At 67.8% G+C, this 24,324-nt stretch carries 23 protein-coding genes and 2 pseudogenes; 5 read left to right on the top strand and 20 right to left on the bottom strand.

The features are described 5' to 3' along the window. The first annotated feature begins 60 nt into the window (after positions 1 to 60). Positions 61 to 822 carry a cutinase family protein gene (locus tag I2456_RS11980; protein ID WP_068032287.1) on the top strand — a complete coding sequence of 254 codons (762 nt, stop codon included), beginning with the start codon at positions 61 to 63 and terminating at the stop codon, positions 820 to 822. Positions 823 to 887: 65 nt separating this feature from the next. On the opposite strand, the gene I2456_RS11975 is transcribed toward I2456_RS11980, so the two are convergent. From I2456_RS11975 to I2456_RS11940, 8 genes and pseudogenes are all read right to left on the bottom strand, one after another. Further along, the gene (locus I2456_RS11975; RefSeq protein WP_085073140.1) at positions 888 to 1,319 is read right to left on the bottom strand and encodes a DUF2752 domain-containing protein; all 432 of its coding nucleotides are present in this window, start codon (positions 1,317 to 1,319) and stop codon (positions 888 to 890) included. Then, positions 1,309 to 1,701: an NINE protein gene (locus tag I2456_RS11970; protein WP_085073141.1), complete on the bottom strand. Its 393-nt coding sequence runs from the start codon at positions 1,699 to 1,701 to the stop codon at positions 1,309 to 1,311. Before I2456_RS11970 ends, I2456_RS11975 begins: the two co-directional genes overlap by 11 nt. A 486-nt stretch (positions 1,702 to 2,187) precedes the next feature. Next, positions 2,188 to 3,600, bottom strand: a pseudogene (locus tag I2456_RS11965) (prolipoprotein diacylglyceryl transferase); the annotation flags it as partial. After that, positions 3,597 to 4,409 carry a tryptophan synthase subunit alpha gene (gene trpA / locus I2456_RS11960; protein WP_116645687.1) on the bottom strand — a complete coding sequence of 271 codons (813 nt, stop codon included), beginning with the start codon at positions 4,407 to 4,409 and terminating at the stop codon, positions 3,597 to 3,599. The pseudogene I2456_RS11965 and the gene trpA, both read right to left, overlap by 4 nt. 4 nt (positions 4,410 to 4,413) lie before the next feature. Then, positions 4,414 to 5,682: a tryptophan synthase subunit beta gene (trpB, locus tag I2456_RS11955; protein ID WP_085073143.1), complete on the bottom strand. Its 1,269-nt coding sequence runs from the start codon at positions 5,680 to 5,682 to the stop codon at positions 4,414 to 4,416. Between the two features lie 35 nt (positions 5,683 to 5,717). Continuing rightward, complete coding sequence (trpC, locus tag I2456_RS11950) at positions 5,718 to 6,536, bottom strand: indole-3-glycerol phosphate synthase TrpC (protein WP_068032258.1); 819 nt, start codon at positions 6,534 to 6,536, stop codon at positions 5,718 to 5,720. Between the two features lie 94 nt (positions 6,537 to 6,630). Then, complete coding sequence (locus tag I2456_RS11945; RefSeq protein ID WP_068032254.1) at positions 6,631 to 7,293, bottom strand: TIGR02234 family membrane protein; 663 nt, start codon at positions 7,291 to 7,293, stop codon at positions 6,631 to 6,633. Next, positions 7,290 to 8,825, bottom strand: a complete 1,536-nt coding sequence (locus tag I2456_RS11940; protein ID WP_068159260.1) for an anthranilate synthase component I — start codon at positions 8,823 to 8,825, stop codon at positions 7,290 to 7,292. Before I2456_RS11940 ends, I2456_RS11945 begins: the two co-directional genes overlap by 4 nt. A gap of 50 nt (positions 8,826 to 8,875) precedes the next feature. Between I2456_RS11940 and I2456_RS11935 the strand changes: the two genes are divergently transcribed. Continuing rightward, entirely contained in the window at positions 8,876 to 9,340 is a 465-nt protein-coding gene (locus tag I2456_RS11935) for a peroxiredoxin (RefSeq protein WP_068159262.1), read from the top strand. A 10-nt stretch (positions 9,341 to 9,350) separates the two neighbouring features. Here the strand turns inward: I2456_RS11935 and I2456_RS11930 are convergent, their stop codons facing one another. Beyond that, positions 9,351 to 10,433, bottom strand: coding sequence for a calcium:cation antiporter (locus I2456_RS11930; protein ID WP_068032246.1), 1,083 nt, complete (start codon positions 10,431 to 10,433; stop codon positions 9,351 to 9,353). 154 nt (positions 10,434 to 10,587) lie between these two features. Between I2456_RS11930 and I2456_RS11925 the strand changes: the two genes are divergently transcribed. After that, positions 10,588 to 12,099, top strand: coding sequence for a serine/threonine-protein kinase (locus I2456_RS11925; protein WP_085073144.1), 1,512 nt, complete (start codon positions 10,588 to 10,590; stop codon positions 12,097 to 12,099). A gap of 120 nt (positions 12,100 to 12,219) precedes the next feature. Continuing rightward, on the top strand, positions 12,220 to 13,302 hold the full coding sequence (locus I2456_RS11920; protein WP_170291478.1) for an IS110 family RNA-guided transposase: 1,083 nt from the start codon (positions 12,220 to 12,222) through the stop codon (positions 13,300 to 13,302). Positions 13,303 to 13,607: 305 nt separating this feature from the next. On the opposite strand, the gene hisI is transcribed toward I2456_RS11920, so the two are convergent. The 8 genes and pseudogenes from hisI to hisD all read right to left on the bottom strand — a co-directional run bounded on the left by hisI (position 13,608) and on the right by hisD (position 20,151). Continuing rightward, positions 13,608 to 13,955: a phosphoribosyl-AMP cyclohydrolase gene (gene hisI / locus I2456_RS11915; RefSeq protein WP_068032239.1), complete on the bottom strand. Its 348-nt coding sequence runs from the start codon at positions 13,953 to 13,955 to the stop codon at positions 13,608 to 13,610. Continuing rightward, positions 13,952 to 14,749 carry an imidazole glycerol phosphate synthase subunit HisF gene (hisF, locus tag I2456_RS11910; protein ID WP_082952281.1) on the bottom strand — a complete coding sequence of 266 codons (798 nt, stop codon included), beginning with the start codon at positions 14,747 to 14,749 and terminating at the stop codon, positions 13,952 to 13,954. Before hisF ends, hisI begins: the two co-directional genes overlap by 4 nt. Further along, positions 14,739 to 15,539 (bottom strand): inositol monophosphatase family protein, encoded by an 801-nt coding sequence (locus I2456_RS11905; protein WP_068032236.1) that lies wholly within the window; start codon positions 15,537 to 15,539, stop codon positions 14,739 to 14,741. Before I2456_RS11905 ends, hisF begins: the two co-directional genes overlap by 11 nt. A gap of 5 nt (positions 15,540 to 15,544) precedes the next feature. Next, positions 15,545 to 16,285, bottom strand: a complete 741-nt coding sequence (priA, locus tag I2456_RS11900) for a bifunctional 1-(5-phosphoribosyl)-5-((5-phosphoribosylamino)methylideneamino)imidazole-4-carboxamide isomerase/phosphoribosylanthranilate isomerase PriA (protein ID WP_068032233.1) — start codon at positions 16,283 to 16,285, stop codon at positions 15,545 to 15,547. Beyond that, entirely contained in the window at positions 16,282 to 16,902 is a 621-nt protein-coding gene (hisH, locus tag I2456_RS11895) for an imidazole glycerol phosphate synthase subunit HisH (RefSeq protein ID WP_068032230.1), read from the bottom strand. The genes priA and hisH overlap by 4 nt, the downstream gene beginning before the upstream one ends. Then, on the bottom strand, positions 16,899 to 17,537 hold the full coding sequence (gene hisB / locus I2456_RS11890; protein WP_371869936.1) for an imidazoleglycerol-phosphate dehydratase HisB: 639 nt from the start codon (positions 17,535 to 17,537) through the stop codon (positions 16,899 to 16,901). The genes hisH and hisB overlap by 4 nt, the downstream gene beginning before the upstream one ends. A gap of 212 nt (positions 17,538 to 17,749) precedes the next feature. Continuing rightward, positions 17,750 to 18,838 (bottom strand): annotated as a pseudogene (locus I2456_RS11885) (histidinol-phosphate transaminase); the annotation flags it as partial. Next, positions 18,835 to 20,151, bottom strand: coding sequence for a histidinol dehydrogenase (gene hisD / locus I2456_RS11880; RefSeq protein ID WP_116672468.1), 1,317 nt, complete (start codon positions 20,149 to 20,151; stop codon positions 18,835 to 18,837). The gene hisD and the pseudogene I2456_RS11885, both read right to left, overlap by 4 nt. 109 nt (positions 20,152 to 20,260) lie before the next feature. Here hisD and I2456_RS11875 point away from each other — a divergent pair, with 109 nt between their 5' ends. Further along, positions 20,261 to 20,671, top strand: a complete 411-nt coding sequence (locus I2456_RS11875) for a nitroreductase family deazaflavin-dependent oxidoreductase (RefSeq protein WP_068032220.1) — start codon at positions 20,261 to 20,263, stop codon at positions 20,669 to 20,671. Between the two features lie 169 nt (positions 20,672 to 20,840). Here I2456_RS11875 and nadC read toward each other — a convergent pair whose 3' ends face one another. The 3 genes from nadC to nadA are packed head-to-tail and all read right to left on the bottom strand — an operon-like array spanning position 20,841 to position 24,309. Further along, positions 20,841 to 21,698, bottom strand: coding sequence for a carboxylating nicotinate-nucleotide diphosphorylase (gene nadC / locus I2456_RS11870; protein WP_068032468.1), 858 nt, complete (start codon positions 21,696 to 21,698; stop codon positions 20,841 to 20,843). Next, a complete protein-coding gene (locus I2456_RS11865; protein WP_085075683.1) occupies positions 21,698 to 23,266 on the bottom strand; it encodes an L-aspartate oxidase in 1,569 nt (522 codons plus the stop codon). The genes nadC and I2456_RS11865 overlap by 1 nt, the downstream gene beginning before the upstream one ends. Continuing rightward, on the bottom strand, positions 23,263 to 24,309 hold the full coding sequence (gene nadA / locus I2456_RS11860) for a quinolinate synthase NadA (protein ID WP_085075684.1): 1,047 nt from the start codon (positions 24,307 to 24,309) through the stop codon (positions 23,263 to 23,265). Before nadA ends, I2456_RS11865 begins: the two co-directional genes overlap by 4 nt. Positions 24,310 to 24,324 lie beyond the last annotated feature (15 nt).

The raw sequence follows: 24,324 nt of genomic DNA, 5'->3' as shown, positions 1-24,324 counted from the left end.
CAATGGTGCGGCGAACAGGCACCAACTTCGAAAAATTGACCGGTTTGACGGAGGGCTGGTATGGGCACTTATCGCGACATGATTTCACGGCACGTTGCTCGCTTCGTCGGTCCGGCGGTGATCACCGCGTGGGGGATGAGCGCATCGATTCTTTCCGGCTCTGCCGTCCCGATCGCTTCCGCCGAGCCCTGCCCTGATGCAGAGGTGGTCTTCGCGCGCGGCACCGGTGAGGCTCCGGGTGTCGGGCCGACGGGCGAGGCCTTCATCAACGATTTACGTCCGCGCATCGGCGGGAAGTCGTTGGGCGTGTATGCGGTCAACTACCCCGCCAGCGACCAGTGGGCGACGGGTGTGGACGGGGTTCGGGACGCCGGCGCCCACGTGAACAACATGGCGCACACGTGTCCCAAGACGCAGATGGTGCTCAGCGGCTTCTCCCAAGGAGCGGCCGTGATGGGGTTCGTCACGTCGGCGGCAGTCCCGGACGGGGTGGACCCCAACACTGTGCCGCGACCGCTGGATCCCGAGGTGGCCAATCACGTCAGCTCCGTTGTGCTGTTCGGCTTGCCGAATACCCGCGCCATGGAGTTCTTGGGTCAGCCGCCGGTCGCTATCGGCCCGCTGTATCAAGCCAAGACGATGAAGATATGCGCCACCGATGACCCGGTGTGCTCGGAGGGGCTGAACTTCGCCGCGCACAACAGCTACGCCGACGGTGGGGCCATGATCGACCAGGGTGCGGCCTTCGCGGCCAGCCGCCTTGGCGCTGCCCCGGGCGGTCCGCCGCCTCCGCCGGCCGAGCCAAGCGGCTTCGGCGAGTGAGCTTCTGACCAGTCGGCGGGTGCTGCTGCGGGTCGCATGACCCAAGGCGGCACCCGCTTGCTGCGCTAACCGCCGGAAATTGTTGGCATCAAGGGGAAGCCCGGCAGATTGCGGACGACGGTCCAGGCGATCATCGCGACCACCACGGTGACGACGGCCGGGATTGATAACGCGGTCCGGCCGCGGTAGCGGCGCGTGATCACCCAGCCGGCCAACAGGGGTAGGCCGACCAGCAAGAAGATGTTGTCGTTGATGCTGGCGGCCAGGTCGCCGTGCAGCAGATCGTGCATCATCCGTAGGCCGCCACAGGCCGGGCAATTCCAGCCGGTGAAGGCTTTGAACGGGCACTGCGGGTAGACCGAGTTCGTGTTGTGCGGGTCCACGAGTGCGACGTATCCGAGCGCGCCCGCCAGCAGGACGGCCGAACCAGCAGCGGCGTATGCGCCGCCCCGGTGACCACGAAGCCCCGGTGGCCGGGAGGCTTGTTCAGGTTCCATCGCGCAACGGCCGACCGGACGGGTCGGCAACGCGGTCGGTCAGTATCAGTAATGCGTCGATGGTGCCCCAGACGATCGCGCCCACGCCGCAGGTGAACCAGCCCACCAACAGTTGGATGACGCCCAACCCGGTCTGACCGATGTAAATGCGGCCCATACCGGCGATTCCGAAGAGTCCGAGCAACTGCAGCAAGCCGGCCACCGTTTTCGACTTGTCCGAGAACGGTTGGCCGGTCACGGGATGACGACCGAACGGGGCCGAGGGGTCGTAGTAACCGCTCGGCCGCGAGTATTCGGGGTGGTATGGCGGTGGAAACGGCGGCGGGTATCCCGGCTGCTGGTACGGGGGGCCAGGCTCGGCGGCCGATGGCTGGTCGGTCACGGTCCCAGCATGCCAGAACAGCCGGCTTCTGCCAGCCGGCTATCGGCCCGAGCGCCGCCTGATGGTTCTCAGTCGATTCCGCCAACCCGGGCGCGTCGAGCCGGCATCGTCCGACGTGGGCCGCGCGGCGGGGCTGGGCGCGGCGTCGGCTTCGGTGGTAGGCGCTTCGGTCCCGGCGTCGTCCGCCTCGGTTTCCTGGGCGTCGGGCTCGCTCGGTGCCGCGTCGACGGCCTCCGCCTGCGCGGCCGCCCCCTCGGCTTCCGGCTCTGCCGCCTCACCCTCGGCAACGTCAGCCTCCGCCGCGGGCGCGGTCACCTCCGGCGCCTCCGGCTCCAGCTCCGGTTCAGCCTCAGGCTCGGACTCGCTCGGCGCTTCGTCGACGGCCTCGGCCTGCGCGGCCGCCCCTTCGGCTTCCGGCTCTGCGACAGGCTCCGGCTCCGGGGCCGCCGCCTCGGCCTCGGCCTCGGCCGGCGTTTCGTCGACCGCCTCGGCCTCGGCCGGCGTTTCGTCGACCGCCTCGGCCTGCGCGGCCGCCCCCTCGCCTCCCGGCTCCGCGGCAGGCGCCTCCACCTCCGCGACAGGCTCCGGCTCCACCACCTCCGGCTCCGCCTCGGCCTCGCTCGGCGTTTCGTCGACCGCCTCAACCTGCGCGGCCACCCCCTCGGCCTCTGGCTCCGCGACGAGCGCCGGCTCCGGGGCCTCGGGCTCCGCCTCGGCCTCGCTCGGCGTTTCGTCGACCGCCTCAACCTGCGCGACGGCCCCCTCGCCTTCCGACTCCGGCGAAGGCGCGTCAGGCGCATCGGCCTCAGCTGCATTCGGCGCCGCAACGTCTCCCTCGACGGTCTCCGCCTGCGTGGTCACTGCTTCCGTTTCGGGCTCGGCCGTCTCCGCCTGCTCCGTGGTGTCGGCAGCAGCACCCGACTCCGGACCCGCGGCGGTGTCCGCCGCAGCCCCTCCTGCGGCGGCGGCTGACCCGACGGTGACAAGCTCCGCGGCCGGCTCCGGCTCGGCTGCGTCCGCCTCTTCGTCGACGTAGCCGCGCACGGTCGCCGGATCTTCTCGGCCCTTCGGCGCCAGCATCACGTAGACGATCGCCCCGATGAACACAAACGTCGAGGTGAACGAATTGATCCTGATGCCGGCGATGTGTGTGGCCGTGTCGTCACGCAACAACTCGACGCAGAACCGGCCGACGCAATAACCCGCCACGTAAAGGGCGAACAGGCGGCCATGGCCGAGGGTGAATCGGCGGTCCAGGTAGATCAGGACGACGAAAACCAGCACGTTCCATAGCAATTCGTAAAGGAACGTCGGCTGCACCACGAGCGCCAACTGGCCCGTCGAGACGCCGTCGAGCGAATGGACATCGACGAAGCCGGCCGGGTCACGGCGGTAGAAGATTTCCAGCCCCCACGGCAGGGTGGTTTCCCGGCCGTAGAGCTCTTGATTGAAGTAGTTACCGAGCCGGCCGATCGCCTGAGCCAACACGATGCCGGGCGCTATCGCGTCGCCGAAGGCGGGCAGCGGAATCCCCCGCCGCCGGCAGCCGATCCACGCCCCGACACCGCCGAGCGCTACCGCACCCCAGATGCCCAGCCCGCCGTCCCAGATTCGCAGTGCCGCGCCCAACCCGGCGCCACCCCGACCGAAATACGTCGGCCAGTCGGTGGCCAGGTGATAGAGCCGGCCGCCGATCAACCCGAAGGGCACCGCCCACAGCGCGATGTCGTAGATCACGCCGCGCTCGCCACCACGGGCAGCGAACCGTCGGTCGCCGATCAGCAGGGCGACGACGATGCCGGTGATGATGAACAACGCATAGGCACGAATGGGTAGCGGCCCGAGGTGCCACACACCTTGGGGTGGACTCGGGAAGTATGCCAGCACGGTTGTCGTCATGCGGAGATCCTCTGCCGCACACCAGTGGCGAGTTCCTCGGTCAGTTTCCGCAGGGCAGGCAGACCCTCGCCCAACGCGGAGACCAAGGCCGAACCGACGATCACGCCGTCGGCGTAGCTGCCGATCTGCGCGGCCTGCTCTTTGGAGCGCACGCCCAGTCCGACGCCGACGGGTATGTCCGACACCTCCTTGACCCTGGCCACCAACTGTGGGGCGGCGTGCGAGACGGCGTCACGGGCGCCGGTCACGCCCATCGTGGATGCCGCATAGACGAATCCGCGCGACGCGTTGACCGTGTTCACCAAGCGCTCGGGTGTCGACGCCGGTGCCACCAGGAAGATTCGGTCCAACCGATGTTGTTGCGACGCCGCGATCCACTGCTGCGCCTCGTCCGGGATGAGGTCAGGGGTGATCAAACCTTGCCCGCCGGCCGCGGCCAGGTCTCGGGCGAACGCGTCGATTCCGTAGCGCAACACGGGGTTCCAGTACGTCATCACCACGGCGCTGCCACCGGCTTGACTGATCGCCTCGACGGCCGCCAGGGTGTCGCGGACCCGTACTCCCCCACTCAGCGCCGCCTCGGTGGCCCGCTGAATCGTCGGCCCGTCCATGCCAGGATCGGAATACGGCACACCCACTTCGACGATGTCACAACCGGCTTCGACGAGGGCGGTCATCGCCGCCACCGACGTCTTCACATCGGGATAACCGGTGGGCAGGTAGCCGATCAGGGCCGCGCGATCGTCGCTGCGACACGACTCGAACAGCGGCCCCAACCGACTTGTTTCGCTTTGTTCGACCGTCATCATCTGCTCAAGCCTGAGCGCCCGACGGGCCCATCAGGCCGAACCACTTCGCGGCCGTCTCGACGTCCTTGTCCCCACGGCCAGACAGGTTCACCACAATGACCGCCCCCCTTCCCATCTCCTTGCCCAACTTGAGGGCACCGGCCACCGCATGCGCGGATTCGATGGCCGGGATGATGCCTTCCATCCGACTGAGCAGGCCGAAGGCCTCCATTGCTTCCGAATCGGTGATGGGCTCGTATTGGACGCGTCCGGTGTCTTTCAGCCAAGCGTGTTCGGGGCCTACGCCGGGGTAGTCCAGACCCGCTGAGATGGAGTGCGATTCGATGGTCTGACCGTCTTCATCCTGCAGCAGGTAGGAGAACGAGCCCTGGAACGCGCCGGGTGAGCCGCCGGTGAATGTTGCCGCGTGACGGCCAGTTTCGACACCGTCACCCGCGGCCTCATATCCGACCAGGCGCACTGCGGGGTCATCGATGAACGGGTGGAAGATGCCGATGGCGTTGGAGCCGCCGCCGACACACGCCACCACCGCGTCCGGCAGTCGGCCGGCCTGTTGCTGAATTTGAAAACGCGCTTCCAGGCCGATGATTCGCTGAAAATCCCGGACCATGGTGGGGAACGGATGCGGTCCGGCGGCGGTGCCGAAACAGTAATAGGTGTTGTCGGCATTTGTGACCCAGTCCCGAAACGCCTCGTTGATCGCGTCTTTGAGGGTCCTGGAACCGGTCTCCACCGACACCACGTGGGCGCCGAGCAGGCGCATCCGTGCCACATTCAGCGCTTGACGGGCGGTGTCGACCGCGCCCATGTAGATGACGCATTCCAGACCCAGCAGCGCGCAGGCCGTTGCGGTGGCCACCCCGTGCTGGCCTGCGCCGGTCTCGGCGATGACTCGGGTCTTGCCCATCCTGCGGGCCAGCAACGCTTGGCCGAGCACGTTGTTGATCTTGTGAGAACCGGTGTGGTTCAGGTCTTCTCGCTTGAGGAAGATCCGCGCCCACCCGGCGTGCTCGCCCAGCCGAGTGGTTTCGTACATCGGCGACGGCCGGCCGGCGTAGTGCGTCTGCAGGTTGTCCAGGGTGTCCAGGAAGTCCTGATTGACGCGTTCCTTCTCGTACGCGGTGGTGACTTCTTCGATCACCGCCATGAGCGCCTCGGGAACGTAACGACCTCCGTAGACGCCGAAGTGTCCTCCCGAATCTGGCTCGTGCCGAGTGGGTTCGGCAATGGCGGCACTGGTGCGCGGAAGACCCGGGCGGGATAGATCTGCCATGACTAAGGCTCGATGCGGATGGGGCTCAACAACGGTTAGCGAACCGGTTTGGGACAGGACGGATGGGTGCCCGCGGTAACCAGGTCGGCAACCGCGGCGCGTGGGTCACCGCTCTTGACCAGACCTTCACCGACCAGCACAGCATCAGCACCTGCACCCGCGTAAGCCAGTAGATCACCGGTGCCCCGCACACCGGATTCGGCGATTCTGATCACCTTGCTGGGCAGCCCGGGGGCGATTCTCGCGAAACAATCGCGGTCGACCTTGAGCGTCATCAGATCGCGTGCGTTGACGCCGATCACGCTGGCGCCGGCCTGCAACGCGCGATCGGCTTCTTCTTCGGTGTGCACCTCGACCAACGCGGTCATACCCAGTGATTCGGTGCGGTCCAGCATCGACACCAAGGCCGATTGGTCCAACGCGGCGACGATGAGCAGCAACATGTCGGCGCCGTGCGCGCGGGCCTCGTGGATCTGGTAGGGCTGCACCACGAAGTCCTTGCGCAGCACCGGGATTGAGACGGCGGCACGGACCGCGTCGAGATCGTCGAGGGAACCGTGAAAGCGCCGCTCCTCGGTCAGCACGCTGATGATTCGCGCGCCGCCGTCCTCGTAGGCCTGGGCGAGCTTCGCCGGATCGGCGATGGTGGCCAAAGACCCGGCCGATGGGCTGGCGCGCTTGACTTCGGCGATGACGCCGATGCCGGGCTGGCGCAGTGCGGCCATCACGTCGCGCGGAGGCGGCGCTGCTGCTGCGGCCGCCTTGATTTCCGCGAGACTCACGCGGGCTTCGCGCGCGGCAACGTCGGCCCGGACCCCCTCGAGGATGGAGTCAAGCACGGTTGCCGGACTCATGCCTGCGGTTCCTTCCCGTCGTGACCCGCCGTCACCCAAACCAACCGAATGCGACGACGTTCAAGAAGGGTAGCGGTCTTCAGCGTGCCCCCCGTCACCGACCCTCGGTGTCCGACTCGCGCGGCGCGTCGGTTGGGTCTTCTCCCTCGTCGAGAGCATCCCAGATCATCCGCTCCGACATGTGAGAACCGCTTTCTTCGCCCGAGTCGGCGTCGGCCTGCCGCGCCATCGAACGCCGCGCGGCCGGGGTTACGTACTTGGTGGTGTCCCCGGAAGACGATGCGGAGGTGGCGGCTGACCGCAGCAATAGCACCGCGGCGATCAAGGTCCCCAGCGCCGCGACCACCGAGATCACCGCTCCGGGGTAGCGGCGTGCGCTGCCCACCAGGGTGACCAGTGGCACGTGCGCCAACTCTGCCCCCCGCGCCGCCACGTCGGGCACGACCCAGAAGCTGACGCCCAGGTAGCCGATCGCGAAACTCGCCGCGGCCAACAGCACGGCCAGCGCCCGCAGCGGCCAACCACGGACCGCGAGCGCGGCGATGGCCGCGGCCAGCAACAGCACCGCCAGCGGCAGCAACGCCGTCGACCAGGACGCACCGGACAAGGTCACGTCCTTGGGCGGGCCCAGCCCGTCGAACGAGCGGATGACCACCCACGGCAATCGCGACGCGGTCCATAACGCCGCAGCGGCCAGGACCAGCAACACCTGCGCGATCGCGACGGTGCGACGGCCCGGCCGACGTTCAGAACTCACCCTTGACCCGCATCCGGTGCCGTCAGGGTTTCGGCGGCGGCGATCGCGTTGAGCACCGCGCGCGCTTTGTTGCGCGCCTCGTTGTACTCGTAGGTTCCGTTGGAGTCGGCCACCACGCCGCCGCCTGCCTGCACGTAGGCGGTGCCATTGCGCATCAGGGCGGTGCGTATCGCGATCGCGAAGTCAGCGTTGCCGGCGAAGTCCAGATATCCGACGACACCGCCGTACAGTCCGCGCCGGGTCTTTTCGACCTCTTCGATGAGTTCCATGGCCCGCACCTTCGGCGCGCCGGACAAGGTGCCGGCCGGGAAGCAGGCGGTCACCGCGTCGAGGGCGGTGCGGCCCTCGGCGAGTGACCCGGTCACCGTCGACACCAGGTGCATGACGTGGCTATAGCGCTCGATGTGGCTGTAGTCCTCCACACGCACCGTGCCGGGCGCGCAGACCCGGCCGAGGTCATTGCGGCCCAGGTCGACCAGCATCAGGTGCTCGGCCAGTTCCTTCTCGTCGGACAGCAGTTCCTTTTCCAGCAACTGATCTTCTTCGTCGGTCTCGCCACGCCACCGGGTGCCGGCGATCGGGTGCGTGGTGGCCTGACCGTCGTGCACCGTGACCAGCGCCTCCGGGCTGGACCCGACGATGGAAAAGTCAAGCGCGCCAGCCTGATTCGGCACCTGCAGCAAATACATGTACGGGCTTGGGTTGGTCACGCGCAGCATTCGGTACACGTCGATGGCGTCGACGTCAGTGTCCATCTCGAAGCGCTGGGACGGCACCACCTGGAACGCCTCCCCGGCGGCGATCTGCTCGACCAGGTAGTCGACGATCTTGCCGTACTCCTCGACGGTGCGCTGCGCGCGGTGGCGCGGCTCAGGTTTGCTGAACGTGGCCACCGTGGAGGGCAACGGCTGACCCAGCGCGGCGGTCATGACGTCCAGCCGCGCGACCGCGTCGTCGTAGGCCCAGTCGACCCGTTCGTCAGTCCCGTTCCAGTTCACCGCATTGGCGATCAGGGTGATGGTGCCCTCATGGTGGTCGACCGCGGCCACATCAGTGGCAAGCAGCAGCAACATGTCGGGCAGGGCCAGGTCGTCGACGGCTAGCTCCGGCAGGCGCTCCAGGCGGCGAACCATGTCGTAGGCGAAGAAGCCGACCATGCCACCCGACAGCGGCGGCAGCCCCGGCAGCGCGGCGGTGGCCAGCAGCTCCAGGGTGGCGTGCAGCGCCTGGATCGGGTCGCCGCCGGTGGGCGCGTCGTGCGGTACGGCGCCCAGCCAAACCGCTTGGCCGTCCCGCACGGTCAGCGCGGTCGGCGCGCCCGCCCCGATGAACGACCACCGCGACCACGACCGGCCGTTCTCGGCTGACTCCAGCAGGAAGGTGCCGGGCCGGTTGGCGGCGAGCTTGCGGTAGGCCGAGAGCGGCGTTTCGCTGTCGGCCAGCACCTTCCGGGTCACCGGGACCACCCGGTGCTCGGCCGCCAGCGCGCGGAAATGTTCCCGCGTCGTCGTGGTGGCGAGGTTGGCGTGCACCGAACTATCCAACCAGATGTGCTGATCAGAGCGGGCGTAGCCTTGCCGCCATGAAAACTGGTGACACGGTGGCGGACTTCGAACTTCCCGACCAGACCGGCACGCCGCGCAAACTGAGCGCGCTACTCGCCGACGGGCCCGTGGTGCTGTTCTTCTACCCCGCCGCGATGACTCCCGGATGCACCAAGGAAGCCTGCCACTTCCGCGACCTGGCGCAGGAGTTCGCCGCCGTCGGCGCCAACCGTGTCGGTATCAGCGCCGATCCGGTGCACAAGCAAGCCAAGTTCGCCGACATGCAAGGCTTCGACTACCCGCTGTTGTCGGACACCGAGGGCGCCGTCGCCGCCCAGTTCGGCGTCAAGCGGGGCTTGCTGGGCAAGCTGATGCCGGTCAAGCGCACCACCTTCGTCATCGACACCGACCGCACGGTGCTCGACGTCATCGCCAGCGAATTCAGTATGGACAGCCACGCCGATAAGGCGTTGGCCACGCTGCGCGCGCGGTCCTCGGCCTAGCCGTCGGCACTTACGGGATGGCCTCGAGGAACATGTAGGCGGCCAGCAGCATCAGGTGCAGTTCGCCTTGCAGCCGGGTGGCCCGGCCGGGCACCACCGTCAGGACGCTGACCACTACCGTCAGCGCCAGCAGCGCCATCTGCGTGGCGCCCAGACCCAGAACCAGCGGGCCGCTCAACCACAGCGAGGCCAGCGCAATGGTGGGAATCGTGAGCCCGATGCTGGCCATCGCGGAGCCGTAAGCCAGGTTGAGACTGATCTGCACCCGGCCTTGGCGGGAGGCACGGGCGGCCGCGAGCGTCTCGGGAAGAAGCACCAGGGTCGCGATCACCACCCCGACGAAAGACTGCGGGAAGCCGATCGCCGATACCGCGCGCTCGACCAACGGCGATTCCACCTTGGCCAGGCCGACCACCGCAACCAAGGCCACCAGCAGCAACGCCAGGCTGGTGAGCGCCGCGCGGCGGCTCGGCGGGTCCGCGTGCCCGTCATCCTCGTAGGGTCCGTCTTCGCCCACCGGCAGGAAAAAGTCCCGGTGGCGGACCGTTTGGGTGAACACGAACATCAGGTAGAGGCTCAGGGAGGCGAGCGCGGCGAAGGTGAGTTGGCCCGGCGTGAACTCCGGGCCCGGGTGACTGGTGGTGAACGTCGGCAACACCAGACTCAACGTGGCCAGGGTGGTGACCGTGGCCAGCGCGGTGCCGCTGCCATGGGCGTTGAACAACGCCACCCCGTACCGCTGGGAACCCAGCAGCAACGACAGTCCGGCGATGCCGTTGGTGGTGATCATGACCGCGGCAAACACGGTGTCGCGCGCCAGCGTCGCGGCCTCGGTTCCGCCGGACACCATGAGCGTGACAATCAGTGCCACCTCGATGACGGTCACCGCGACGGCCAATATCAGCGATCCGAACGGCTCGCCGACCCGGTGTGCGACCACTTCGGCGTGATGGACCGCCGCCAGCACGCCCCCGGCAAGCAGCACTGCCTCGAACAGGCCCAGCACTGTTCCCACCTTGACGCCCCAGGTCAACACCAGCGCGACCAGGGCCAGCGGCGGCACCACTACGTTCCAGCTCATACGTTTCGACATCGTCGACCATTCTCATCGACGCCACCCCATTGCTGAGCACCCGCAATCGGCCCAGGACCGGTGTTCGCCCAATCGCCGCGTGAATCGCATTGCGGCTCAGTGTGAATCAGAGAAAAACGGTTTGCTGTGTTCCCCGTCTCTATAGCATGCTCACATGCCGCCAACGGATGGGCAAAGTGAAGGCCTCGCAGAAGGAGAAGTGTTCGCCGGGTACACCATTGTGCGGCGACTAGGCGCCGGCGGGATGGGCGAAGTGTATTTGGCGCAGCACCCCCGGCTGCCGCGACGCGATGCCCTGAAGATTTTGACCCGCGAACTGACCGCGAACGAGGACTTCCGGAAGCGCTTCAACCGGGAAGCCGACCTGGTGGCAAGTCTGTACAACGAGCACATCGTCGGCATCCACGACCGCGGCGAGTACGAGGGGCAGTTGTGGCTGTCCATGGACTACGTGGAGGGCACCGACGCCGGTGATTTGCTGTACACGCGGTATCCGTCGGGGATGCCGCCCGCGGACGTCATCGAGATCATCACCGCGGTCGCCGACGCGCTCGACTACGCCCATGCCCGCGGGTTGCTGCACCGCGACGTCAAGCCGGCCAACATTCTGCTCGGAGAGGGGACGCTGCGCCGGCGCATTCTGCTTGCCGATTTCGGCATTGCCCGCGAACTCGGGGACATCAGCCGCCTGACCGCGACCAACATGTTGATGGGAACCACCGCGTACTGTTCGCCCGAGCAGTTGCAGGGCGCCGATCTCGACGGGCGCGCCGACCAGTACGCGCTGGCGTGCACGGCGTTTCACATGTTGGCGGGCTCCGCCCCGTTCCAGCACTCGAACCCCGCGGTGATCATCACCAAGCACTTGACCGCGCCGCCGCCGCCGATCAGCGAGCGGCGGCCCGATCTCGCCGACCTCAATCCGGTCCTGGCCAAGGCGCTGTCCAAGAACCCCGCCGAGCGCTATGCGAACTGCACAGAATTCGCGGCCGCACTCGCCGGCCAACTCGGCGTCGGCACGCCTGAGGCGACCGCTCCCACGGGGTACGTCAGCATGCCGACCGAGGCGATCTCGACCACGGGAACGAAGCCGTTGAGCAAGCTGCGCAGCCGGGTGCGACCGGCCACAGTGGCCGCTGCTGTGGTCGCCGCCGTGCTGGTCACCGTCGCGGTGATCCTCGGGGTCAGAGTCTTCCGGTCCGACCGGCCCGCCAGCAGCCCCGCCCCGGCCCAATCAGTGGCTCCCGAGCAGGACGGTGCCGCGACCGCGACACCGGCACTGGAGCTGACCACCCTGGTCACCGACCAGGCCAAAGTGCTGACCCCGCCCGAGCACGCCGCGGTCGAGCGGGCCCTGGACAAGCTCTACGACGAACGCGGCACCCGGCTGTGGGTGGTCTACGTCAAGGACTTCGGCGGGCTCAAACCGGCGCGATGGGCAGAAGAAACGGTGCGCGCCAACGGTTTCGTCGACACCGACGCCATCCTTGCCGTGGCCACCGACCGGCCGGCGTTCGCGTTTCGGGTGCCGGCGGCGATCACCGTGGACAAACCCATCGACGTCGAGGTGATTCGCCGTGACCGCATCGAACCGGCCATTTCGCGGCATGAATGGACCCGCGCCGCGTTGGCGGCGGCCAACGGCTTGGACGTTCCGGTCCGCTAGCTAGACGGTATGGAGGCTGACTCGAGGCCGAAGGCCTCGGGCTGCAATCGGACGTGGGTTGCCGGTGTCGGGTGAACACTCGCACGGGTAGAGCCACAGTTGCAGATCAGGAGGCCTCCGGTGAGTTTCAACGGTACGAGTGTCGGGTTGGACGTGCACGCGCTTTCGGTGGTTGCTCATGCCGTCGATGAACAGACGGGTCGAGTCGAACGGGCGCGGTTGTGTCCTGATCACGGTGAGATCTTGGATTGGTTGCACCGGTTGCGAGGCCCGGTGCGAGTGGCCTATGAGGCCGGGCCAACGGGGTTTGGTCTGGCACGAGCTCTAGCGGATGCCCAGATCGACTGCGTGGTCGCCGCGCCATCGAAGCTGATCCGCCCGGCCGGGGATCGGGTCAAGACCGATGCTCGTGATGCTGCGCATCTGACCAGGTTGCTGCGGTTGGATGAGATCACTGCGGTTACGGTGCCCGACGTTGAGGTCGAGGCGGTGCGAGATTTGGTTCGTGCTCGCGAGGACGCCCGTGCGGATCTGATGCGTGTTCGGCACCGGTTGTCGAAGCTGTTGCTGCGCCAAGGCCGGGTCTACTCAGGTGGTCAGGCCTGGACCGGAGTGCACGAAACGTGGCTTAGGCGCCAACGATTCGACGATGTCCACACCGCGGCGGCGTTTGATCATCACTTTGACGCGGTGCTCACCGCTACCGCGGCCAGGAACCGTCTCGACGAGCAGATCGTCATGGTCGCGGCCTCACCGCGCTGGGCCGATCCGGTCAACCGGCTGGGCTGCCTACGCGGGATCTCGGCGTTGACTGGTCTGGCCTTAGCCGTAGAAATCGGGGACTGGACCCGATTCACCGGTGCCTCGATCGGCGCCTACGTCGGTCTGGTGCCCACCGAGTACTCCTCGGGGACTTCACGGGTCCAGGGTTCGATCACCAAGGCTGGCAACGCCCACGTCCGCAGACTGCTGATCGAATCGGCCTGGCACCACCGCGCCGGCTACCGCACCCCCGGTCCGACGATGCGGGCCCGATGGGCCAAGGTCGACCCAGCGCTCAAGGACCGCGGGCACGCCGGAAACCGCCGTTTACATCAGCAGTGGTGCCGGTTCAATGAGCGCAAGAAGCCCCACGTCGTGGCCAACGTCGCGGTCGCTCGTCAACTGGCCGGTTGGTGTTGGTCGCTGGCCACGCTGACATAAGCGCAGCCGCCCGAAGCTTGATCGGAGTCAGCCGGTCGGCGGTGAGGTAGGCGAACTGGACCTGCGTTACAGCTATGAGCAACAACAGCATTCGACCAATGCTGATGTGACGCCCGCCCCTAGAAAGCAGCCACCGTTCGCGCCGAACCATCGTCTTGCGGTACCCAACCCGCGTATATCAGTCTGACACCACCGTCGTTGACCAACGACCGCCGCGACGCCCGACTGACCCCGATCAAACGAAAGCCGCCCCGGCCCATACCGGGGCGGCTTTCACCTGCCTATTGACAAACAGTGCCTACATATCAGCTGTCCGGCGACAGCAACACGTCGCCGTCGAAGCAACTGTGGTCACCGGTGTGGCAGGCGCCGCCGACTTGGTCGACGGTCAGCAGCACCGTGTCGCCGTCACAGTCCAAGCGCACCGAGTGGACGTGCTGGGTGTGGCCGGAGGTGGCGCCCTTGATCCACTGCTCACCGCGGGATCGCGAGAAGTAGGTCGCCTCGCGGGTCTTGAGGGTTCTGGCCAACGCCGCGTCGTCCATCCACGCGACCATGAGCACGTCACCGCTGCCGCGCTCTTGCACGACGGCGGTGAACAGGCCGTCGGCGTTGCGCTTCAACCGCGCGGCGATCTGCGGGTCCAGCGTCATCGGACGGTGATCTGTTCTGCCGCCATGGCGGCCTTCACCTGACCGATGGTCAGCTCGCGGAAGTGAAACACGCTGGCGGCCAACACCGCATCGGCGCCGGCGGCCACCGCGGGCGCAAAGTGCTCGACGGCTCCCGCGCCCCCGCTGGCGATGACCGGCACCGTGACCGCGGCCCGCACCGCGCGCAACATGGCCAGGTCGAACCCCGCTTTGGTGCCGTCGGCGTCCATCGAGTTCAACAGGATCTCCCCTACGCCCAGTTCGGCGCCGCGAGCCGCCCATTCGACGGCGTCAATGCCGGTGCCGCGCCGGCCGCCGTGCGTGGTGACCTCCCAGCCCGACGGGGTGGGCGGTGACCCCGCCGGCACGGTGCGCGCGTCGACCGACAGCACAATGCACTGGGAGCCGAATTGGCGTGACATTTCGGCCAGCAACTCCGGCCGCGCGATGGCCGCGGTGTTGACCGAGACCTTGTCGGCGCCGGCTCGCAGCAGGACATCGACGTCGGCGACCGTGCGCACCCCGCCGCCGACCGTCAGCGGGATGAACACCTGTTCGGCGGTGCGGCGCACCACGTCGAGCATGGTGGCCCGGCCCGACGAGGAGGCCGTCACGTCCAGGAAGGTCAGTTCGTCGGCGCCTTCGGCGTCATAGGCGGCGGCGAGTTCGACGGGATCACCGGCGTCGCGCAGGTTTTCGAAGTTGACTCCCTTGACCACGCGGCCGCCGTCGACGTCCAGGCATGGAATGACCCGCACGGCAACACCTTCGCGCAGGTGCAGCTCAGTAGTCATCGGGCTCGCCTGTGTCGCGCAGGATTTCCAGGATCTCGGCATGTGCGCCGGGCGCGGCGGCCAGCGCGGACTTCGATGCGGGCGTCCACTGCTCACCGGCCAGATTGGTGACGACGCCGCCCGCCGCACGCACCAGCGCAACCCCGGCGGCGTGATCCCAGACGTGGCTGCCGAAACTGATTGCCGCACCCAATATCCCGTCGGCGACGTAGGCCAGGTCGATGCCTGTGGAGCCGTGCATCCGCAGCCGCGACGACACCCGGCTCAGATTCTCCAACAGGGCCACCCGATACTGTCCCGGGAAACGGCCGCGCGAATCCGCACTGAAGGAACCGGCCGCGACCAACGCGTCGGCCAGCTCGGTGTGGCCTAATTTTGGTTGTGCGACACCGTTTTTCATCAACGGGCCGCCTTCGACAGCGGTGTAGCGCTGGCTGGTGAACGGCAGCCAGGTCAGCCCTGCCACCGGCTCGCCATTTCGCAGCAGCCCCAACAGAATGGCGGCCATGGGTGACCCGGCGGCGTAGTTGAAGGTGCCGTCGACGGGGTCGAGTACCCACACCCACGGCGAGTTGACGTCGGGGCCGCCGAATTCTTCGCCGTGCACTCCGATTCCGGTCGCCTTGACCAGCGCGTCGACCACCTGCCGTTCGATGGCCAAGTCGACTTCGGTGGCGAAATCGTTGCCCTTCTTGGCAACCGCTGAGTCGGCGCGGTGACCGGCCAGGAAGGGTTCCGTGGCGTCATCGAGGATGGCCGAGGCCTCGGCCACCAGCGCCTCTAGATCCATCGCGCTTACCCCCGCACCGCGGCCAGCGCTTGCGGCAAGGTGAACCGCCCGGCATACAGCGCCTTGCCGACGATGGCGCCCTCGACCCCTTGGCCGGTGAGGGTGGCGATGGCGCGCAGGTCATCCAGGCTGGACACGCCACCGGATGCGATCACCGGGGCCTCGGTGCGCTCGGCGACTCGGGCCAGCAATTCCAAGTTGGGTCCGCCCAACGTGCCGTCCTTGGTGACGTCGGTGACCACGAATCGCGAACAGCCTTCACCGTCCAGGCGGTCCAGCACCTCCCACAAATCACCGCCATCGGTTTCCCACCCCCGGCCGCGCAGCCGGTGTTGCCCGTCGACGATCTGCACATCCAAGCCGACGGCGACCTTGTCGCCGTGCTCGGCGATCATCCGCGCGCACCACTGCGGGTTCTCCAGCGCGGCGGTGCCCAGGTTCACCCGCGCGCAACCGGTGGCCAGCGCCGCCACCAGCGAGTCGTCGTCGCGGATGCCGCCGGACAGCTCCACCTGCACGTCCAGCTTGCCGACAACGTCGGCCAGCAGTTCGCGGTTGGAACCGCGCCCGAACGCCGCGTCCAGGTCCACCAGGTGGATCCATTCGGCGCCGTCGCGCTGCCAGCCCAGTGCGGCGTCCAGCGCTGAGCCGTACTCGGTTTCGCTGCCGGCCTTACCCTGCACCAGGCGCACGGCGCGGCCGTCGACCACATCCACTGCGGGCAGCAGAATCAGGGGCGTCGTCACAAGTTCTCCACCCAGTTGCTCAGCATGGCCGCGCCGGCGTCACCGCTCTTCTCCGGATGGAACTGGGTGGCCGACAGGGCGCCGTCCTCGACCGCGGCCAAAAACGGCACCTGGTGGGTCGCCCAGGTCAGCCGGGCCTCAGGGGAACCTTCCCACTGTTGGGCGGCATAGGAGTGCACGAAGTAGAACCGGGTGTCGGACGGCAAGCCTTTGAACAGCGCGCTGTCTGGCGCGGATTGCACCACGTTCCAGCCCATGTGCGGGATGACCGGGGCCTCCAACTGCGTGACGGCACCCGGCCATTGCCCGCAGCCGGTGGATTCCACGCCGAACTCCACGCCGCGGGCGAACAGAATCTGCATGCCCACACACACTCCCAGGACCGGACGGCCGGCGGCGACGCGCTCGGCGATGATCTGTTCGCCGCCGATCTTGCGCAGCCCGGTCATGCAGGCCTCGAAGGCGCCCACGCCGGGCACGACCAGCCCATCGGCGGCGGCGGCCGCTTGGGCGTCGGCGGTGACCTCCACATCGGCACCCACGCGCTCCAGCGCACGTTGCGCCGAGCGCAGATTCCCCGAGCCGTAATCCAATACGACTACTGATTTCGTTGTCACAGAACACCTTTGGTGGATGGCACACCCGACACCCGGGGATCGGGTTCGACCGCTTGACGCAGCGCGCGGGCGACGGCCTTGAATTGAGCTTCGGTGATGTGGTGCGGATCGCGACCGTAGAGCACCCGCACATGCAGCGCGATGCGGGCGTTCATCGCCAGCGATTCGAACACGTGCCGGTTGATGACGGTGTGGTAGGGCACCGAGTTGCCGGCAATGGTGGTGTGCCGCAGGTGGTCCGGTTCTCCGGTGTGCACACAGTATGGGCGCCCGGAGACGTCGACGGCGGCGTGGGCCAGGGCCTCGTCCATCGGGATGAACGCGTCGCCGAACCGGCGAATGCCCTTCTTGTCGCCGAGGGCCTGAGCGAGGGCTTGGCCCAGCACGATGGCGGTGTCTTCGATGGTGTGGTGCGCTTCGATCTCCACGTCGCCCTTGGTGCGCACGGTCAGGTCGAAGCTGGCGTGGCTGCCCAGCGCGGTGAGCATGTGGTCGTAGAACGGGACGCCGGTGTCGATGTCGACCTGTCCGGTGCCGTCCAGGTCGAGTTCGATGACGATGTCGGACTCGCGGGTGCGCCGTTCGATGCGCGCGCGGCGGGTCGGAGTTGCGGTGGCTGTCACGGTGCTCCTAATACATGGTCGCGACCCGCTTCGCCCGGCTGCGCCGCGCTCGCGATCGCTCCTGAAACATGCTCGCGACCCGCTTCGCCCGGCTGCGCCGCGCTCACGATCGCTCCTGAAACATGCTCGCGACCCGCTTCGCCCGGCTTCGCCGCGCTCACGATCGCTCCTGAAACATGGTCGCGACCCGCTCTGACCGAACTGGGAGCGGCAACTTCCGCCGCGGCGATCCGGGCACTTGCTTGTAAGAACGCGTCGTTCTCCTCGGCTAATCCCGTGGTGACGCGCAGGTAGCCGGGAATGCCGACGTCGCGTATCAGGATCCCGGCATCCAGATAGCGCTGCCAGACCGCCGGGGCGTCGGCGAACTCACCGAACAAGACGAAGTTGGCGTCGCTGGGAATCACGCGAAATCCCAAGCGCACCAGCTCAGCCGACACTCGCTTCCGCTCGGCGATCAATGCGGCGACGCTGCCCAGCGTGTCGTCGGCATGGCGCAACGCCGCCCGGGCCGCGGCCTGCGTCACCGACGAAAGGTGATACGGCAGCCGCACCAGCAACATCGCGTCGACCAACGCCGGCGTGGCGACCAGATAACCCAGCCGTCCCCCGGCGAATGCGAATGCCTTGCTCATGGTCCGGGTGACGACGAGCTTGGTCGGGAATTCGCTGACCAGCGCGACCGCGCTTGGCTGCGAGGAGAATTCGCCGTATGCCTCATCGACGATCAGGATGCCGGGCACCACGTCGAGCAGCCGGCGCAGGTCATCCAGCCCAACGCTCTGTCCCGAGGGGTTATTGGGGCTGGCGATGAACACCACGTCGGGTTGACGGTTCACCACGGCCGCCACCGCGGCCGCCACGTCCAGGCTGAAGTCGTCGGCGCGGACGGTCTCGAGCCACTCGGTGTGGGTACCGTCGGAGATGATCGGGTGCATCGAATACGACGGGGTGAACCCGATCGCCGACCGGCCCGGCCCGCCGAACGCCTGCAGCAGTTGCTGCAGGATCTCGTTGGATCCGTTTGCCGCCCAGACACTTTCAACTCCGAGCCGGACACCGGTCTGGGCGGTCAGGTAGGCGGCCAAATCGCTGCGCAATTGCACCGCGTCGCGGTCGGGGTAGCGGTGCAAGTCGACGGCGGCCTGCTGCACCGAACGCACCACGTCCTCGACCAACGCCTGGCTGGGCGGGTGCGGGTTCTCGTTGGTGTTCAACCGCACCGGCACCGCCAATTGCGGTGCGCCATACGGTGATTTGCCGCGCAAATCCTCGCGCAGCGGCAAGTCGCTCAGGGTCGGTTCGCCGGTCATCGTTCGAACCTTCGCCGTATCGCCTCGCCGTGCGCGGGCAGATCCTCGGCCTTGGCCAACGTGATGACGTGGCCCGAGACGTCTTTGAGCGCCGCCTCGCTGTAGTCCACGACGTGAATGCCGCGCAGGAAGGTCTGGACCGAAAGGCCGCTGGAGTGCCGGGCGCAGCCCGCGGTGGGCAGCACGTGATTGGAACCCGCGCAGTAGTCACCGAGGCTGACCGGAGACCATGCCCCGACGAAGATGGCTCCCGCCGAACGGATCCGGCCCGCCACCTGCTGGGCGTCGACGGTCTGAATTTCCAAATGTTCGGCGGCGTAGGCGTTTACCACCTTGACGCCGCTGTCCACGTCGTCGACCAGGATGATGGCCGACTGTCGTCCGCTCAGCGCGGCCGTCACGCGCTCGCGGTGCACGGTGGTCTGCAGCTGGGACGCCAATTCGGCGTCGGTCGCGTCGGCCAACTCCGGGCTGGGGGTCACCAGCACACTGGCGGCCATCTCGTCGTGCTCGGCTTGGCTGATCAGATCGGCGGCAACATGGGCCGGATCGGCGGTGTGGTCGGCGAGGATGGCGATTTCGGTGGGGCCGGCTTCGGCGTCGATGCCCACCTGCGAGCGGCACAGCCGCTTGGCGGCGGTGACATAGATATTGCCGGGGCCGGTGATCATGTCGACGGGCGCCAACTCCGCGCCGTCCAGATCGGTACCGCCGTAGGCCAGCAGCGCCACGGCCTGCGCTCCCCCGACGGCCCACACTTCGTCGACTCCCAACAGGCGGGCCGCGGCCAGGATGGTCGGGTGCGGTAATCCGTCGAAGTCGCGCTGCGGCGGGCTGGCGACCACCAACGAGTCGACGCCGGCGGCCTGGGCGGGCACCACGTTCATCACCACGCTGGACGGGTACACCGCGTTGCCGCCGGGCACATACAGGCCCACCCGCTGCACCGGAACCCACCGCTCAGTGACCGTGGCGCCCGGGCCCAGCGTCGTGGTGACGTCGGAGCGGCGCTGATCGGCATGCACCACGCGGGTGCGCTCGATCATCACCTGCAACGCGTCGCGCACGCCGTGGTCCAACCGAGCCAGCGCGTCCTCCAAGGCGGAATCGGGCACCCGCACAGAAGCGGGGCGAACCCCGTCGAATGACGCGCCGTAGTCCAGCGCGGCCTGCGCCCCGCCTTCCGCGACCGCCTGCACGATGGGCCGCACCGTCGGCAGCACACTTTCCACGTCGGCGCCGCCACGGGGCAAAGCGGCCCGCAGCCGGGCCGCCGTCAACTGCGCACCCCGTAAGTCAATACGGGTCAGCACGGCCGGCGATGGGGTCACATCGACCATTGTCCCAGAGCAATTCAAGTTGATATCCGACCGGTACAGTGCCCGTGAGGCCGCTCACACTGCCTGACCTCTGGGAGGCGCCATGTCCGCGAAGGATCACCCCAATAACGCCCCGGGCGTGCCGATGTTGTACCCGCCCTGGTTCGAGCGCTGGCAAATCAAGTACATGAACCCGGTGGTCAAGCCCATCGCCCGCTACATGCCGGGCGCGGCGACCATCACCCACCGCGGCCGCAAGTCCGGGAAGACCTACCAGACCGTCGTGACGCCTTACCGCAAGGGCAATCTGCTGACCGTCGCGTTGGGCCATGGGAAAACCGACTGGGTCAAGAACGTGTTGGCCGCCGGTGAAGCGGACGTGCGGTTCAGCCGTCGCGAGGTACACATCACCAACCCCCGCATCTTGCCCGCCGGATCCGATGGCGAAGGGCTGCCGTTTCTGGCGCGGTTGCAACTGCGCCGGATCGCGGTGTTCGTCGCCGATATCGCCTGAGCCGCCGGAGGGCGACGAGTGTGCGCTGGTGGCTTCGGCTGTGCGCTCACGGTTGAATTTCGGCGGATTTGCCGCCCTGGACGCACACTCGACGCCCTAGACGCACGCTCGACGCCTCAAGCGCACGCTCGACGCCCCAAGCGCACACTCGAGCAGCTCAGGCGCGCCGCTACATATCCAGGCCGATGTCGAGCACCCGCACCGAGTGCGTCAGCGCCCCGACCGCCAGAAAGTCCACACCGGTGCTCGCATAGGTGGCAGCGGACTCCAAGCTCAGCCCACCCGAGGATTCCAGCAGCGTCTCGGGGGCGCGCGCGTCACGGCGTTGCACCGCAGTCTGCGTCTGCCACACCGGGAAGTTATCCAGCAGCACCAGCTCCGGTTTTTCCGCCAGCACCGCGTCCAGCTGCTCCAACGAATCCACTTCGACCTCGCACGGCAGGTCGGGGGCCGCGGCCCGTACTGCGCGCAGCGCATCGACCACAGATCCGGCCGCCGCCACGTGGTTGTCCTTGATCAACGCCGCGTCGCCCAGGCCCAGGCGGTGGTTGACACCGCCGCCGACGCGCACCGCATACTTCTGCAGCGCGCGCAGCCCAGGCAGCGTCTTGCGGGTATCGCGGATTCTGGCCTTGGTGCCCTGCACGGCATCGACCCACGCCGCGGTCACCGTGGCGATTCCAGACAGGTGACACACCAGGTTGAGCATGGTCCGCTCCGCGGTCAACAGGCCCCGCGTCTCGGCCCGCAGCGTCAACAGCTTCTGACCCGGATGCACCCGGACGCCGTCCTCGACGCGATGCAGCACCTGGTAACCGGATCGGCCCAGCACCTCGTCGAGCACCAGTAGCGCGACGTCCAGCCCGGCGATCACACCCGGTTCGCGGGGCACCATGGACGCGGTCGCCACGGAGTCGGCCGCCACCGTCGCGATGGTCGTGACGTCCGGCCCATAGCGAAGGTCTTCGTTGAGACCGCGCCGAATGGTGTCCAGCGCCGCAGCCCGGTCCAGCTCGGGCGGCGTCATCAGCACACCGCCGCCAGTGTCTGGACACACACCTGATCGGCGTTCCGGCGAACCAGGATGCTGCGCGCCTGCCCCGGGCATTCGGACGGATGCTCGGCGCGATGATGGCAGCCCCGGCTCTCGGTGCGTGCCAGCGCCGCGACGGCGACCGTCCGGGCGGCCATCGTCAGCGCGACGTCCTCGAAATCGCACCGGCCCGCGATGGTGCGCGGCGGCGCGGCGGACAGCGTCTCCGAAAGACGTTGCAGCCCAACCGCATCACGCACCACCGAGGCGTCTCGACTCATGGCGTGTTGCAGGTCAGCGCGGTGCGGCGCGGTGTGCTCGATCGGCTCCGGCATGGTTGCGCGCCGGTTCCCGGTCGCCTCGGCGTGGGCGGCCGCGGCTTTCCCGGCGCGCCCGCCGACTACCAAACCTTCCAGCAGGCTGTTCGAGGCCAGCCGGTTGGCGCCGTGCATGCCCGTGCGGGCCACCTCACCCGCGGCGAACAACCCGGGTAGTTCGGTCTGGCCGTAGACGTCGGCGACGACGCCGCCGCAGCTGTAATGCGCGCCCGGAACCACGGGGATGGGTTGACGAACAGGATCGATGCCCGCGGCGCGGCACGCGGCGGTGACCGTCGGGAACCGCGCTTCGAAACCGTTGATGGCTCGCGCGTCGAGGTATACGCACGGGTCGCCGATGGCCTTCAGCCGCGCGTCGATGGCGCCGGCAACCACATCGCGCGGTGCCAGGTCGCCCATGGGGTGGACACCGGCCGTGACCGAGTTGCCCTGGCTGTCGATCAAAACTGCGCCCTCACCGCGAATCGCTTCGGTGATCAGCGGTCGTCGCCCACCGCCACCGCCGAAGAGCATCGTCGGATGGAACTGGATGAACTCGAGGTCGCTGACCGCGACGCCGGCCCACAACGCCAATGCAATGCCGTCGCCGGTGGACCCGTCGGGATTAGTGGTCGCGGTGTAGAGATGCCCAAGGCCGCCGGTGGCCAGGATGACCGATGGGGCGCTGATGATGCCGCAGCCGGCGGGATTGCCCACGAGTACACCGGTCACCGCGCTGTCATCGTGCAAGATCCGTAGGGCGACGTGGCTGGTGCGGATGTCGAGCATGTCGGCGGCGTGGTCGAGGGCCCGCTGCACTTCGGCGCCGGTGGCGTCGCCACCGGCGTGCACGATGCGGCGCCGGGAATGCCCGCCTTCGCGGGTAAGGTCCCACCGGCCCGGTTGAGATTCGTCGAATCGTGCGCCGTCGCTGACCAATTCGCTGACCGCCCGGTAACCGTCGCCGACGATCGAGTAGACCGCATCCGGGTCGCACAACCCCGCTCCGGCGGTCAAGGTGTCAGCCACATGGGCGTCGATCGAATCGTCGTTGTCCGGGAGCACGACGGCGATGCCGCCCTGGGCGTAGTGGGTGGCGGTCACGGCGCGGGTATGCGCGGCCTTGTTGAGCACCACGACTTTGCGTCCGGCACGGTGGGCGGCCAATGCGGCGGCCAACCCCGCGACACCGGTGCCGACCACGACGACGTCGGCGGTATCGCGCCACGCCGGAGCGGTCGTCATTCGCCACCGCCGGGCTGACCGATTTCGATCATCCGCTGCACACTGCGCCGCCCGGCCGCGGCCGTTTCGGGGTCGACGTGCACTTCGTCGGCGCCTTCGACCAAACAGCGCAGCAGGGCTGCGGGGGTGATCATCTTCATGTACTTGCACGATGCGCGGTCGTTGACCGCCTGGAAGTCGACGCTCGGCGCAGCGCGGCGCAACTGGTGCAGCATGCCGACCTCGGTGGCCACCAGCACCTTGCGCGCGCGGGTCTCGTGCGCGGCGTCCAGCATGCCGCCGGTGGACAAGATCTTCACCCGCTCAGCGGGAAAGGCGCCTTCCCCAGCGAGGTACAACGCCGATGTGGCACAACCACATTCAGGGTGCACGTACAGTTCGGCGTCCGGATTTGCCCGCGCCTGTTCGGCGAGCTCGTCGCCGTTGATGCCGGCGTGCACGTGGCATTCACCGGCCCACACGTGCATGTTGGTGCGACCGGTCACCCGCCGCACGTGCGCGCCGAGGAATTGATCGGGGCAGAACAGCACCTCGCGGTCGGGGTCGATGGAGGCGACGACGTCCACGGCGTTGGACGACGTGCAGCAGATGTCGGTCAGCGCCTTGACCGCCGCGGTGGTGTTGACGTACGAGACGACGACGGCGTCGGGGTGTTCGTCTTTCCAGGCGCGAAGTTCCTCGGGCGTGATGGAGTCGGCCAGCGAGCAACCGGCCCGCTGATCCGGGATCAGCACGGTCTTTTCCGGGCTGAGGATTTTGGCGGTCTCGGCCATGAAGTGGACTCCGCAGAACACGATGGTGTCCTCGGGAGCTTCCGCGGCGATCCGCGACAGAGCCAGCGAATCCCCTACGTGGTCGGCGACATCCTGAATCGCCGGCAGTTGGTAGTTGTGCGCCAGCACGGTGGCCCCGCGCAGGCGCGCCAGTCGGCGAATCTCGGCGGCCCACTGTTCGTCGGCATCAATTCCGGTGTAACCGGTTTGGGAATTGACGATCTGGGCAGTCAGGTCGGCGGGCGTATCCATGCGGGTCAACACCGTCATGGGGGCTCCTTTCGC

It is taken from the genome of Mycobacterium kubicae, assembly GCF_015689175.1.
Taxonomy (GTDB): Bacteria; Actinomycetota; Actinomycetes; order Mycobacteriales; family Mycobacteriaceae; genus Mycobacterium; species Mycobacterium kubicae.
The sequence above is the reverse complement of the archived record's forward strand: the minus strand, read 5'-3'. Positions and strand labels throughout refer to the sequence as shown.

What these genes read in the sequence shown, in the direction of transcription:
- I2456_RS11930 (WP_068032246.1), bottom strand. Translation starts at nt 10,433, where the DNA reads ATGTCGAAACGTATGAGCTGGAACGTAGTGGTGCCGCCGCTGGCCCTG.
- I2456_RS11925 (WP_085073144.1), top strand. Translation starts at nt 10,588, where the DNA reads ATGCCGCCAACGGATGGGCAAAGTGAAGGCCTCGCAGAAGGAGAAGTG.
- trpA (WP_116645687.1), bottom strand. Translation starts at nt 4,409, where the DNA reads ATGATGACGGTCGAACAAAGCGAAACAAGTCGGTTGGGGCCGCTGTTC.
- I2456_RS11905 (WP_068032236.1), bottom strand. Translation starts at nt 15,539, where the DNA reads ATGGATCTAGAGGCGCTGGTGGCCGAGGCCTCGGCCATCCTCGATGAC.
- nadA (WP_085075684.1), bottom strand. Translation starts at nt 24,309, where the DNA reads ATGACGGTGTTGACCCGCATGGATACGCCCGCCGACCTGACTGCCCAG.
- nadC (WP_068032468.1), bottom strand. Translation starts at nt 21,698, where the DNA reads ATGACGCCGCCCGAGCTGGACCGGGCTGCGGCGCTGGACACCATTCGG.
- I2456_RS11865 (WP_085075683.1), bottom strand. Translation starts at nt 23,266, where the DNA reads ATGACGACCGCTCCGGCGTGGCGCGATACCGCCGACGTCGTCGTGGTC.
- trpB (WP_085073143.1), bottom strand. Translation starts at nt 5,682, where the DNA reads ATGGCAGATCTATCCCGCCCGGGTCTTCCGCGCACCAGTGCCGCCATT.
- hisI (WP_068032239.1), bottom strand. Translation starts at nt 13,955, where the DNA reads ATGACGCTGGACCCGCAGATCGCCGCGCGGTTGAAGCGCAACGCCGAC.
- I2456_RS11980 (WP_068032287.1), top strand. Translation starts at nt 61, where the DNA reads ATGGGCACTTATCGCGACATGATTTCACGGCACGTTGCTCGCTTCGTC.
- trpC (WP_068032258.1), bottom strand. Translation starts at nt 6,536, where the DNA reads ATGAGTCCGGCAACCGTGCTTGACTCCATCCTCGAGGGGGTCCGGGCC.
- hisF (WP_082952281.1), bottom strand. Translation starts at nt 14,749, where the DNA reads ATGACTACTGAGCTGCACCTGCGCGAAGGTGTTGCCGTGCGGGTCATT.
- I2456_RS11935 (WP_068159262.1), top strand. Translation starts at nt 8,876, where the DNA reads ATGAAAACTGGTGACACGGTGGCGGACTTCGAACTTCCCGACCAGACC.
- I2456_RS11975 (WP_085073140.1), bottom strand. Translation starts at nt 1,319, where the DNA reads ATGGAACCTGAACAAGCCTCCCGGCCACCGGGGCTTCGTGGTCACCGG.
- I2456_RS11875 (WP_068032220.1), top strand. Translation starts at nt 20,261, where the DNA reads ATGTCCGCGAAGGATCACCCCAATAACGCCCCGGGCGTGCCGATGTTG.